11 protein-coding genes are annotated in these 11,545 nt (G+C 67.4%); 7 read left to right on the forward strand and 4 right to left on the reverse strand.

The features are described from left to right. Positions 1 to 178: 178 nt before the first annotated feature. The 6 genes from PHN62_RS14485 to PHN62_RS14510 all read left to right on the forward strand — a co-directional run bounded on the left by PHN62_RS14485 (position 179) and on the right by PHN62_RS14510 (position 5,071). Positions 179 to 412 carry a 2-hydroxymuconate tautomerase gene (locus PHN62_RS14485; RefSeq protein WP_300151859.1) on the forward strand — a complete coding sequence of 78 codons (234 nt, stop codon included), beginning with the start codon at positions 179 to 181 and terminating at the stop codon, positions 410 to 412. Positions 413 to 551: 139 nt separating this feature from the next. After that, positions 552 to 1,544, forward strand: coding sequence for a catechol 2,3-dioxygenase (locus tag PHN62_RS14490; RefSeq protein ID WP_300151861.1), 993 nt, complete (start codon positions 552 to 554; stop codon positions 1,542 to 1,544). Between the two features lie 96 nt (positions 1,545 to 1,640). After that, the gene (locus tag PHN62_RS14495; protein ID WP_300151863.1) at positions 1,641 to 3,197 is read left to right on the forward strand and encodes a 4-hydroxyphenylacetate 3-hydroxylase N-terminal domain-containing protein; all 1,557 of its coding nucleotides are present in this window, start codon (positions 1,641 to 1,643) and stop codon (positions 3,195 to 3,197) included. 83 nt (positions 3,198 to 3,280) lie between these two features. Continuing rightward, positions 3,281 to 4,156: a transporter gene (locus tag PHN62_RS14500; RefSeq protein WP_300151865.1), complete on the forward strand. Its 876-nt coding sequence runs from the start codon at positions 3,281 to 3,283 to the stop codon at positions 4,154 to 4,156. A 45-nt stretch (positions 4,157 to 4,201) separates the two neighbouring features. Continuing rightward, on the forward strand, positions 4,202 to 4,744 hold the full coding sequence (locus PHN62_RS14505; RefSeq protein ID WP_300151867.1) for a flavin reductase family protein: 543 nt from the start codon (positions 4,202 to 4,204) through the stop codon (positions 4,742 to 4,744). 69 nt (positions 4,745 to 4,813) lie between these two features. Further along, positions 4,814 to 5,071: a hypothetical protein gene (locus PHN62_RS14510; RefSeq protein WP_300151869.1), complete on the forward strand. Its 258-nt coding sequence runs from the start codon at positions 4,814 to 4,816 to the stop codon at positions 5,069 to 5,071. Positions 5,072 to 5,248: 177 nt separating this feature from the next. Here the strand turns inward: PHN62_RS14510 and PHN62_RS14515 are convergent, their stop codons facing one another. Then, positions 5,249 to 6,157, reverse strand: a complete 909-nt coding sequence (locus tag PHN62_RS14515) for a trypsin-like serine protease (RefSeq protein ID WP_300151871.1) — start codon at positions 6,155 to 6,157, stop codon at positions 5,249 to 5,251. A gap of 141 nt (positions 6,158 to 6,298) precedes the next feature. Between PHN62_RS14515 and PHN62_RS14520 the strand changes: the two genes are divergently transcribed. Beyond that, positions 6,299 to 9,670 (forward strand): ankyrin repeat domain-containing protein, encoded by a 3,372-nt coding sequence (locus PHN62_RS14520; protein WP_300151873.1) that lies wholly within the window; start codon positions 6,299 to 6,301, stop codon positions 9,668 to 9,670. 154 nt (positions 9,671 to 9,824) lie between these two features. Here PHN62_RS14520 and PHN62_RS14525 read toward each other — a convergent pair whose 3' ends face one another. The 3 genes from PHN62_RS14525 to PHN62_RS14535 are packed head-to-tail and all read right to left on the reverse strand — an operon-like array spanning position 9,825 to position 11,431. After that, complete coding sequence (locus tag PHN62_RS14525; protein ID WP_300151875.1) at positions 9,825 to 10,169, reverse strand: hypothetical protein; 345 nt, start codon at positions 10,167 to 10,169, stop codon at positions 9,825 to 9,827. Further along, entirely contained in the window at positions 10,166 to 10,444 is a 279-nt protein-coding gene (locus PHN62_RS14530) for a hypothetical protein (RefSeq protein WP_300151877.1), read from the reverse strand. Before PHN62_RS14530 ends, PHN62_RS14525 begins: the two co-directional genes overlap by 4 nt. A 24-nt stretch (positions 10,445 to 10,468) precedes the next feature. Continuing rightward, a complete protein-coding gene (locus tag PHN62_RS14535; protein ID WP_300151879.1) occupies positions 10,469 to 11,431 on the reverse strand; it encodes an N-acetylmuramidase domain-containing protein in 963 nt (320 codons plus the stop codon). Between the last annotated feature and the right edge of the window lie 114 nt (positions 11,432 to 11,545).

The following is an 11,545-nucleotide window of genomic DNA, read 5'->3' on the forward strand; positions in this document are numbered from 1 at the left end:
TACGCGATCCGCATGAAGGAGGGCCTGAAATGGTATTTGCAGGCAAGGACCGGCGCCGCCTAGATTTTCCAGACCAGAGGGCGAAGACGCCCGCAAGCCGCGCAGCGAATCCGCAGGCGGCTTTCCCGCAAACGTTCCGCTCCCCGCCCCAGGGCGCAGAGGCGGAGGGAGATGCGACATGCCGATCATCCAGATCAACATGATGGAGGGCCGCAGCCCCGACCAGAAACAGGCGATGATGAGACGCGTCACCGAGGCCGTGGTCGAGACTCTCGGCGTGCGGGCCGAGGCGGTGCGTATCATCGTCCAGGAGATCCCTTCCGGCCATTTCGCCGTCGGCGGGGAGCCGCGTTTCGCCGAGGGCGCCGAGCCCGGACCCCGGACGGAGCCTTTCCGGATCGGCGCCGAATAGTCTCCGCACGCAGATCCGGGACGCGGCGCTCCAGAGCGCGCGAAGCTCCACGCCGCGCCCCGCGAGCTTCAATCAACGCCAGAAGATCCCGGCTCCCGCCGAGGATCTCAGCCCGATCCTGTCCTTCAGGGAGGAAACCATGAGTCATCAGGAACCCATCCATGACGTGGCGCAGCTCGCCATGGTGGAGATCTTCAGCCCGAAATTCGACGAATCCGCGCGCTTCTTCCAGGACTTCCTCGGCCTTTACAAGAACGACGAGGACGCCTCCTCCGTCTATCTGCGCGCCTACGAGGACCGCTATCACCATTCGCTCAAGCTGACCCGCGCCGATCAGGCGGGCGTCGGCGTGATCTCCTGGCGGGCGATGTCGCCGCAGGCTCTGGCGCGGCGCGTGGCGGCCATCGAGGCCTCCGACTCGCCGGGGCGCTGGGTCGAGGGCCACAAGGGCTATGGCCGGGCCTACGAATTCCGCATGCCCGACGGCCACACCCATCATCTCTTCTGGGACGTGGAGTATTTCAAGCCCGACGAGTCCCAGCGCTCCAATCTGCTGAGCCGCGCGCAGAAGCGTCCGCTGTCGGGGGTGCCGGTCCGGCGTCTGGACCACGTGAACCTCATGTGCGACGACGTGACGGGCAACGCCGAGTTCCTCCAGAAGCATCTCGGCTTCCAGAAGCGCGAGAACGTCGTCTTCGGCGGCCGCGACGAACTGGCCTGCTGGCTGTCGGTCAGCCCTCTGGTGCACGAGATCGCGCTGACCAAGGACCGCAGCGGAACGCCCGGCCGCCTGCATCACGTCGCCTTCTGGTACGGCCACCAGGGCCAGATGCTCGACATCGCCGACCTCTTCGCCGAATACGACATCCACATCGAGGCCGGCCCGGCCAAGCACGGCATCAGCCAGGGCTACTTCATGTATTTCTACGAGCCGGGCGGCAACCGCATCGAGCTCTTCGGCGACAGCGGCTATCTCGTCTTCGATCCGGAATGGAAGACCGTCACCTGGACGGAGCAGAACTTCTGGACCAAGGGCGGCACCTGGTACGGCGGCCAGCTGCCTCAGGATTTCTTCGTCTACGGCACGCCCATCGTCGAGGCCGCGCAGAAGGCGTCCGAACCGGCGGAGTGAAGCCCCTCCCGCAACGACGGGAAGACCGGACCGGCGCGCCTCCGCGGGGCGCCGGAAGGGGGGCTGCGCGCATTGGAAATCATCTGGGAGGAAGACATGGAAGATCTGAAGAGCGGGGCGGCGCTCGCGCCCTACACCGGCGCGGAATATCTCGACAGCATCCGCGACGCGCGCGAAGTCTACGTGCATGGCGAGCGCGTGAAGGACGTGACCACGCATCCGGCCTTCCGCAACTCGGCCCGGATGGTCGCGCGCTGGTACGACCGGCTCAACGCCGACAAGGAGAAGCTGGGCGTCCCCACGGACACCGGCTCGGGCGGCTGGACGCATCCCTTCTTCAAGGGCCCGAAGACCTCCGCCGAGCTCGTCGCGGGGCGCGACGCCATCGCCGCGACGCAGCGCGTCGCCTGCGGCTGGATGGGCCGCTCGCCCGACTACAAGGCCTCCTTCCTCGGGACGCTGGGCGCCAACGCCGAATTCTACGGCGAATACGCCCCCAACGCCCGCGCCTGGTATGCGCGGACGCAGGAGCGCGTCGATTACTGGAACCACGCCATCGTGCATCCGCCCATCGACCGCCATCTTCCCATCGAGGAGACCGGCGGCGTCTTCATGCATGTCGAGAAGGAGACCGACGCAGGCCTTGTGGTCTCGGGCGCGAAGGTGGTGGCCACGGGCTCGGCCCTGACGCATCAGAACTTCATCGCCCATTACGGCCTTCCCGTGAAGGACAGGAAATACGCCCTGATCGTGACCGTGCCCATGCATGCGCAGGGCGTGAAGCTGGTCAGCCGCGTCAGCTACGAGCTCAACGCGGCGGTGATGGGCACCCCCTTCGATTATCCCCTCTCCAGCCGCCTCGACGAGAACGACGCCATCCTGATCTTCGACAAGGTGCTGGTGCCCTGGGAGAACGTCTTCCTTTACGGCGACGTCGAGAAGGTCAACGGCTTCGTGCCGCGCTCAGGCTTCGTGCCGCGCTTCACGCTGCATGGCTGCACGCGGCTGGCGGTGAAGCTCGACTTCATCGCGGGGCTCTTCTCGAAGGCCCTCGACGCGACCGGCGCCCAGAGCTTCCGCGGCCCCCAGACGGCCGTCGGCGAGGTGATCGCCTGGCGCAACCTCTTCTGGAGCCTCTCGGACGCGATGACGATGAATCCCGACCCCTGGCCGGGAACGGAGGGCTACGTCCAGCCGAGCACGCGCGGCAGCATGGCTTACCGGGTCTTCGCGCCCATGGCCTACACCCGGATCAAGGAGCTGATCGAGCGCCATGTGGCTTCGGGGCTGATCTATCTGCCCAGCTCGGCGCTGGATTTCCAGAACGAGGAGATGCGGCCCCTGCTGGATCGCTTCGTGCGCGGCTCGAACGGGATCGCGGCGGTGGACCGGGTGAAGCTGCTCAAGCTGCTCTGGGACGCCATCGGCTCGGAGTTCGGCGGGCGCCACGAGCTTTACGAAACCAATTACGCCGGGAATTACGAGAACATCCGCATCGAAACCATGTATGCGGCCCAGGCGACGGGAGACCTCGACGCCATGCGCGGCCTCGTGGAGGGCTACATGTCGGAATACGACCTGAACGGCTGGACCGCTCCCGACATGGTGAACCCCTGGGACGTCAACCGCCTGAAGGCGGGCTTCCAGGACTGACCGCAGACGCAGGGCCGGGGATCCTCTCCGGCCCTTTCTTCGCGCAGCCGCGCAAGAGACGCGGCGCGATCCGGGAGGATTCCATGAGACTTTCAACCCTCGCCCCGCTGGCGGCGGGCGCTTTCCTTCATGGCGCCGCTGCGGCTTCGGCCTCGGACATCGCGCCGGGCGATTACGTCGCAGCGCCGCCGGGCTCGAATCTGTTTCTGCTCTATCTCAAGGGCGCGACGAGCGGCGATCTGCACAACGAGCTTGCGGGAGACGTGCCGGATTCGAAGCTGGACACGACGGTCGCCCTGCTGCGCTACGTGCGCTACGAGGAGATCGCCGGAACGCCCGTGGCGGTTCAGGCGATCCGGCCGGTGGGGGCCATTCCCGACGTCCGGATCGGGGGCGCCAATCCGCCCACGGCGGAGGGCTTCGGCGACCTCACCCTGGCCGCGACGGTCTTTCCGGTCAACACGGCCATGACCGAGCCTTACGGAACCAGCCTCGGCGCGACGCTCTATGTCGGAACTCCGACGGGGGCCTATGATCCGGGCGAGGTCAGCCTCGGTTCAGGAACCTGGACCCTCACGCCGCAGATCGGCGTGACGCAGAACCTCGGGCCCGGCTGGTTCTTCGACGGCGCTCTGGACGTCGCCTTCCGGCTCGACCACACCGAGAACGGCGACCGCTACGCACGCGATCCCGCATGGCAGGTTCAGGGCTATCTGCGCCGGAACCTGACGGACAAGGTTTCTCTGGCTCTGGGCTATTCGGGTCTGTTCGGAGGGGCGAGCTCGGTGAACGGGGCGGATGACGGAAGCCGCACGCGGGCGGATCAGATCCGGGTCTTCGGGAGCGCCTTCGTGACGCCGACCCTTCAGCTTCAGGCGATGATCGGAACCGACCTCCATGCTTCCGGAGGCTTCCGGCAGGACCTCAATGCGGAACTTCGCCTGCTCAAGATCTTCTGAGGCCCTGCGCGCAGGATCGCCCGCCGCTGTTCTGGAGAGCACCCCATGAGCCCTTCTTCCTCCCCGACCTCCCCGGTGGATCCGCGGGCCCTGCGCGACGCCTGCGGCCTCTTCGCCACGGGAGTCAACGTGATCGCGACGCGCCTTGGCGCTCAGGATCACGGCATGACGGCCAACGCCTTCATGTCGGTTTCTCTGTCTCCTCCGCTCATCGCGATCTCCATCGCGACGACGGCGCGGATGCTGCCTCTGCTGCGGGAGAGCGGGCGTTTCAGCGTGAGCGTGCTGGCGGCGGGGACGCAGAAGCTCGCCTGGCATTTCGCGGGGAAGCCTGATCCGGCCTTCGCGGCGCCCTTCGAGTCGCTCGAGGGCGAGCCGGTGGTGCGCGGCGCGGCGGCGGCCTTCCTCGCCCGGACGGCGCAGGAGATTCCGGCGGGCGATCACGTGATCTTTCTGGGCGAGGTCTTTCGTCTTCGCCTCGAGCCGCTGCGTCCGCCGCTTCTTTTCCACAAGGGGAGTTTCGGGGAGATCGCCGAACAGAGCCTCGTGAGCGCCCACATGACGGCCTTCGGCGAAGGATTCTGGTGAGGTCCATAGCCCGCCTGGCGACGTCGCCAGGTCAAGCGCCTCGAAGATTTCGCCCAGCGGGGCGTCTCGTTGCATGGCCTGCGCAAGAACGCGACCATCGAGCTGGCGGAGGCCGGATGCACCGAGGCCGAGATCAAGGCGATTACGGGACACGAAACATCCGCGATGATCGCGCTTTACAGCAAGGGCGCGAATCAGCGTCGCGTGGCCAAGGCGGCGCGCCGAAAAACCGAGGTCGCCCGGCTGAAAACCGACGTCTTCGAACGTGAACGAAACGAGATTGGCAAAACGAATGGCAAAACCCGTCAGACGACGGTTGATCTCTGATCCGCTACTGATCTGATATTTAAGGAAAAACCGTGGCTGGGGGACCTGGATTCGAACCAAGACTAACGGAGTCAGAGGCCATTAATATTCCTTTGTTTTCAATAGAGTTTTCAAAGATTCTGCTCCTGTTCTTGCTGAGCGGTCTCAATGACTTGAGCTGGGGTTGAAAAACCGATTTCACCCGCCCCACGCCTCCCTGACGGCTCGGGCCCATGCGCCCGGCCAAGGCATGATGAATTGCTCGTCTTCACGTCCGGCGCCGTGAAAATAGGAGACGACGCCGACAGGCGTTCCGGTCGAAGCTCTCAGGACGAGCGCTCCTGAATCCGCGTTCCGGAATCCTCCGGCCCCGCCGTCGAGCTGGATCACGCCGGGCCGGACCTCGACGACCCTCTGCTCGACGCAGCGCAGAACCTCCGACAATTCGCCGCTTTCGATCCGCCCCATGCCGCAGACGCGCACCAGCTCGCCGGGCTCAAGCTGTGTCTGCGGTCCCTGCGGCCAAGGCGTCGCCGCCCAGGCCAGAGCCGCCGCGACGGCCTCTGGCAGCTTCAGCAGCGCCAGATCATGCCGACAACGAGGTTCCTCGGGCGAGCAGGCCTCCCAATAGGCGCTCTGAACGGCCTCTCCGAACCTCACGCGCTCCAGACCCCAAGCCGCGCGCGTGGCTGGGCCGATGGAGGCCTCGACATATTCCCAAGGCGCGTCGACGCAATGGGCCGCCGTCAGCAGATATCCCCCTGCGAAGAGCGCTCCGGCGCAATGCGCCTCCTCCCATCGCCAGAGCGACCCGCGGAGCCGGATCGTGAGGCTGGCGAAATGCGGCGGCGTCTCAGTGGGCTCCCCTCCGACGATTCCGAGGGGTGGGGAGAGGGGAGGCTCAAGCCGCCGCGTCTTCTCGCCGGTGACAGAGCGCACGAGGCGCGCGCCCGCATCCGCGAGGCGATGCTCCAGCGGCAGGGCCTCGGCCTGAAGCGGAGGCGTCGGCGCCGGAGGGTCGCGCGGCGGCTCCTGCGGGCGGAGGAGGACAGCGCAGAGCGCCAGCGCGCAAAGGCCGCCCAGGAGCAGCGGAAAGCGGGATTTCATCTCTTGAACCTCGGTGAGAGCTACGGGCGTCAAGCCCTGGAGGGAATCCGGTTTCCGACGCTCGCGGGGATTGACCCGAGACGGTCTTTCCCTCCAAGCTCGCGCCGGGCGGACGGGATCAAGGACGGAGGCGGGGAAGCCATGGGACGAGAAGCGCGCGAGGCCATTGCTTCGATCATCGTCGGCTTCCTCGCTGTCGTCCTTTTGAAGGACAAGGCCAGCCTCAAGGACATGGTTCTGGGGGGATATAAGCTCGCCGCCTTGGGGCGGGCTGCGCCCAAATGGGTGGATCTGAAGCAGACGAGTCAGGAGGCGATCCAGAGGGTCGCAGGAGATCATGGCCGCCCCGACGACGACGCTCAGCTTCTGGCGCTCTTTGAGGACGCTCGCTTTCAACTGACCGGAGCAGATCTCGTCGAGACGGCTCAGGCCTCCAAACAGGGCGACCTCGGCGAGGCCGTCGTCCGAACCTTGTTTCGCAAGCTGCCTTTCGACGGCCATGATGAGCGGATCAGGGCGCAGGCCCGGCGGGCGCTCGAAGCCGTGACTGAGGCCTTCCTCCGAGACCCCGAGGCGCGGGCGGAGTTTCAGGCGCAGGCTCTGACGCGTCTGCTGCGCTCCTCTCTGCGCCTCCTTGAGGGGGCGGAGCGGCAGGACGAAGCCTTGACGGCTCTCAGGAGAGAGATGGAGGCCCTTCTGCAGGAGTTGCGCGGCGGGCGGCTGGCGCTCTGGAGGCCCTCTGCCCCTGAGGGCTCCGGGCGGAACTCCCAGAGCTCCTTCGTCGCCTTCTCCTATGAGCAGCGGATGACCCGCTTCATCGGGCGCGAGACCGAACGCGAGGCCTTGCAGGATTTCCTCGCATCGGTGGAGGAGTTCCACTGGTGGCAGGCGAGCGGCTCAGGCGGTCAGGGCAAGAGCCGCCTCGCCCTTGAGTTGTTGAAGGATCTCGACTCCGAATGGGACGGCGGCTTTCTTCCGGCCAGCCAATTGGCGAAAGCGGATTGGATGACGATCCGCTTCGCGGAGCCGACGCTGATCGTCGTGGATTACGTGGCGGCTCCGGAGAAGGCGGCGGCTTTCGCCGAGGCGGCGAAGCTGCTGGCCCAGCGGGCGCGGGGCGAGTTCGGAGAGGCGCGGCGGCTGGGGGCCAGGGTGCGTCTGCTGGCTCTGGAGCGCGAGGGCTTCGACCTTTCCAGCGAGAAGGACGCGGCGCGCGGGGCGCGGCGGGATTGGCTGGAGCCTTCTCTGGCGGACGCCCGGACCAGAGCCGCTCTGGAGAGGGCGGCGTTCCTGAACAAGGCGTTGCTGGTGGAGCCCCTCTCGCGCGAGGAGATGGCGGCGGTCATGCGCTCCTGGCGGATGGAGCGAGGGAAGCCGCCCCTCTCCGAGGCCGAGGTCGAAGCGCGGCTGAAGGGTCTGGAGGGCGCCCGTCAGGGCGAGGGCCGAGCCTGGCGGCCTCTGCTGGCGATGATGTTCGCCGATCAGGAGGGGTCGGTCGCAGCCGTCGACGAGGGGTTCGAGAACCTGCTGCGTCAGACGCTGGAGCAGGAGCGCAGGCAGTTCTGGCGGGACAAGGAGGGTCCGCAACCTGCGGCGGGAAATCTGGCGGCTCTGGCCTGCATGACCGGCGGGCTGAATACGGAGAGTCTGGCGGCGTTTCCCGAGGAGCCGGAGGATTTCTACGACTTTGAAGAGCCCGAAGTTCTGCGGGACGCCTGGCACGCCTGCGGCTTCGCCTATTCTCCTGATCCGCGAGCCGGCGTCCCGGCGTGGCTTGAGGCGCGGACGCCGGATCTTTTGGGCGAATATCTGGCGATCTGGCTGCTGCATGGCGGTTTAGGCGGTCGGGCGAAGAAGCTTCGCCGGATCGAGCGTCTGGCGCGCGACGCATGGACGCAGGATTTCACGGGCTTCCTCACCTTTCTGATCCGCCTGCAGGAGGACTTCCCCCGGCATGAGGTGACGCAGGCTTTGCTGCAAGCCGCGCCTCGAGAGAGCGCGGTTTATGAGGTTCCCTCCCTGATGATTGCGCTCTTCGCCGGGATCGGCGCGGTTGGGGCGCTGGAGCGGGTCCTGGCGCGCAGCCAGGGGCCCGAGGCCGCCGAGGCTCTGGGGCTGGCCCTGATCGCCGCTGCGGAGAATGGCCGTTCCTTCGTGGTCGAGATGCTGCTCGCCAAGGGGGTGGCGGTCGATCAGACTATTGAGAGCGGGACTTTCCCGCTGCTGATGGCGGCTCAGGAGGGCCACGAGGCTATGGTCGGGAAGCTGCTTGAGGCAGGCGCGCAAGCCGACCGGGTTAATGAGCGGAATGGGACTTTCCCGCTGCTTCAGGCGTCTCTGACCGGGCATGAGGCCGTGGTCGGGAGGCTGCTCGAAGCCGGGGCGGCACCGGATCAACTCGATCCGAAGGGGGGGGCTTTCCCGCTGCTGCTGGCGGCCCAGAACGGCCATGAGGCCGTGGTCGGGAGGCTGCTGGGGGCGGGGGCGCAGGCCGACCGGGTCCATGAGCGGAACGGGGCTTTCCCGCTGCTGATGGCAGCTCAGGATGGCCATGAGGCAGTGGTCGGGAGACTGCTCGCGACCGGGGCGGCGGCTGATCAGGTGGATCCTCAGGACGGATTATTCCCGCTGCTGCTGGCGTCCCAGAACGGCCATGAGGCCGTGGTCGGGAGGCTGCTGGAGGCGGGCGCGCATGCCGACCAGATCAATGAGCAGGGCGGGGGTTTCCCGCTGCTGATCGCGTCTGAGAACGGGCATGAAGCCGTGGTCGGGAGGCTGCTCGCAGCCGGAGCGGCGCCTGATCAGACCCATGAGAATGGGAATTTCCCCCTGCTTCTGGCGGCTCAGGAGGGTCATGAGGCCGTGGTCGGGAGGCTGCTTGAGGCCGGGGCGACGCCTGATCGGGTCAGTGAACGGAACGGGGATTTTCCGCTGCTGACGGCGTCTAAGAACGGGCGTGAGGCCGTGATAAGGATGTTGCTCGAAGCCGGGGCGGCGCCTGACCAGGCCCATGAGAATGGATCCTTCCCGCTGCTGGTGGCGGCGGCGCAAGGCCATGAGGCCGTGGTCGGGAGGCTGCTCGAAGCCGGGGCGGCACCGGATCAACTCGATCCGAAGGGGGGGGCTTTCCCGCTGCTGCTGGCGGCCCAGAACGGCCATGAGGCCGTGGTCGGGAGGCTGCTGGGGGCGGGGGCGCAAGTCGACCGGGCCCATGAGCAGGGCGGGAGTGTCCCACTGCTGCTGGCGGCCCAGAACGGCCATGAGGCCGCGGTCGGGAGGTTGCTGGAGGCGGGCGCGCATGCCGACCAGATCAATGAACAGAGCGGAAATTCCCCGCTGCTGCTGGCGGCCCAGAACGGCTATGAGGCCGTGGTCAGAGCACTGCTCGAGGCTGGGGCGCGTGCGGATCAAGCTCATGATCCATCAGGAACCACCCCGCTCGCTCTGGCGACCCAGAACGGCCATGAAGATGTGGTCCGGCTGCTGAAATCCGCCCTGACTCAAGAATCCTGACGGCGGCAGGGTTCAGCTCGCGCACCCCCTCGCCCTTTCTCTGAGCGCGCCCCATTCGGCCAAAGCCCGCCGCCAGACTTCGGCCTGCTCCGGCGGAGCGCTCTCCAGCGCCGCGACGAGCTGCGCGGCGAAGTCGGGCTCCAGCGGCTCGACCTCAGAGCAGATCCGCACAAGGCGCGTCTGAGGGCTGGCCGAGAAGGAAGGCGCCTTCGCGCAACCGGCGCTCGACGCCAGCAGGATCAGGGCGAACGGCGTCCATGGCTGTGCGCGCAGCATGCTCGGCCTCCTCGGCGGTCAGGTTTGCGGATCGGGTCTGGATCTCCGCGACGCAGCGCGCGAAGGCTTGGCCGCGGCGGAAGCCCTCGGTCTGGGCGGCCTCGACCGCTCCGGCGCTGGCGAGCCGATGCGCCCGCCAGCCTCCGGCGGCGCCGAGCGTGACCGCCAGAGCCGCCCCCGCCCCGAGCCAGGGCGCGAAGGGCTTGAGGAGCGCGAGCGTCACGGCGTTCCCCCGGCGCTCGGCAAGGGCGGCGTCCGGTTCTCGACGACATGCGACAGGCGGTTGACGCTGATCGTCAGCTGCGTGTTCTGCTTCGCCAGATCGGTGAGACTGGTCTCGACGGCCGCGAGGCGGCGCTTGGTTTCGGCGGCTTCATAAGCCATGACAGCCTGGTCGCTCTGGACGGAGGCGGCGAACCAGAGTCCTCCGACGAGCAGCGCGAGCAACTGCAGGATATGGCCCAGGTTCAGGGTCCAGCCGATTCGGGGGGCGCTCATGGGCGGCTCCTTGGGGTTGGGCGGTCAGATCGCGCGGCGGGAATCCCGCCAGAGCAGCCAGAGCACGGCGACGCCGAGCGCGAGGATGAGGAGCGTTTTCGGATCGACCGCTCCGATGTTCAGGTTTTCGCGGAGGCGTCCGAGCGTCGAGGCCAGGCCGCTGAAGTCGACGTTCCGCCCCTCTCCCGCCAGCCATGCGAGGATCGTCCCGAGGATCCCGAGCTTGCCGCCGTTGGCCGCCGCGCGCTCCCTGAGGGCGTCTCCGCGCGACATGGGCGGCTCGGTCGCGGCTTCGGAGCCGGAAAGCCCCAGCGCCTCCCAGGTCCTGGCCCCGACCACGCCGTCGACCGCGAGGCCGTGGTCCTCCTGAAACGCCTTGACCGCCGCCACGGTCTGCGCGCCGAAGCGCCCGTCGACCTCGACGTCATGGGCGGCCCGCAGCAGCGCCTCCTGAAGGACGCGCACCTCGAGGCCGAAGGCTCCGGCCCGCAGCACGCGGGCGGATGAACCGCCTTGCCGCTGGAATTCCCGGACGAGTTTGGCGTGATAGCCGCGCTTGACCGCGAGAGGCCCGTTGTAGAGCAGAGCCACGCGCTCCAGATCGAGGGCGCGCATGGAGGGTCCGAGCCCGGCGCCTTCGCAGAAGGTCACCATGGCGATGAGCTGGGTCTCCAGACGGGTCCGGTAGTCGCCCCGCTCGAAATCGGCCATGAGCGCCGAGGCCGAGCGATAGCCCGCCAGCCCCGCGTTTTCGCCGAGGATCTGCGGCGCGCCATGGGAGGTGGCCTCCAGCGCGGCTTCAAGGTCGATCCTCTCCGCGACGGAGCGCGCCTGCGCCGCCCGTCCTGCGGATCTGCGTTTGAAGACATGGGGCTCGAAGCGCCAGGCCGCCACGTCTCCGCCGCTCTCGATCTGAACGATGGCCCGGAGCAGGCGGGGGTCATAGGAGGCCAGAGCGGCGGCCTCCGTGAAGACGTCAGCGACCATTGCGTTCTTCCTCACGTCTCGGGGAAAGGGCAAGCGTTCTGGAGGGCGCTCTTGAGGGTCAGGGAAGAGGCGTCTCCGGCGCCGAGATCGCGGCGACGAACCTGTCTCCGCAGC

Source organism: Neomegalonema sp. (assembly GCF_028688855.1).
In the GTDB taxonomy this organism is placed as follows: Bacteria; Pseudomonadota; Alphaproteobacteria; order Rhodobacterales; family Rhodobacteraceae; genus Neomegalonema.

Excerpts from the sequence above, each read along its gene's own strand:
- PHN62_RS14515 (WP_300151871.1), bottom strand. The coding sequence starts at position 6,157 with ATGAAATCCCGCTTTCCGCTGCTCCTGGGCGGCCTTTGCGCGCTGGCG.
- PHN62_RS14495 (WP_300151863.1), top strand. The coding sequence starts at position 1,641 with ATGGAAGATCTGAAGAGCGGGGCGGCGCTCGCGCCCTACACCGGCGCG.
- PHN62_RS14520 (WP_300151873.1), top strand. The coding sequence starts at position 6,299 with ATGGGACGAGAAGCGCGCGAGGCCATTGCTTCGATCATCGTCGGCTTC.
- PHN62_RS14485 (WP_300151859.1), top strand. The coding sequence starts at position 179 with ATGCCGATCATCCAGATCAACATGATGGAGGGCCGCAGCCCCGACCAG.
- PHN62_RS14530 (WP_300151877.1), bottom strand. The coding sequence starts at position 10,444 with ATGAGCGCCCCCCGAATCGGCTGGACCCTGAACCTGGGCCATATCCTG.
- PHN62_RS14505 (WP_300151867.1), top strand. The coding sequence starts at position 4,202 with ATGAGCCCTTCTTCCTCCCCGACCTCCCCGGTGGATCCGCGGGCCCTG.
- PHN62_RS14535 (WP_300151879.1), bottom strand. The coding sequence starts at position 11,431 with ATGGTCGCTGACGTCTTCACGGAGGCCGCCGCTCTGGCCTCCTATGAC.
- PHN62_RS14500 (WP_300151865.1), top strand. The coding sequence starts at position 3,281 with ATGAGACTTTCAACCCTCGCCCCGCTGGCGGCGGGCGCTTTCCTTCAT.
- PHN62_RS14490 (WP_300151861.1), top strand. The coding sequence starts at position 552 with ATGAGTCATCAGGAACCCATCCATGACGTGGCGCAGCTCGCCATGGTG.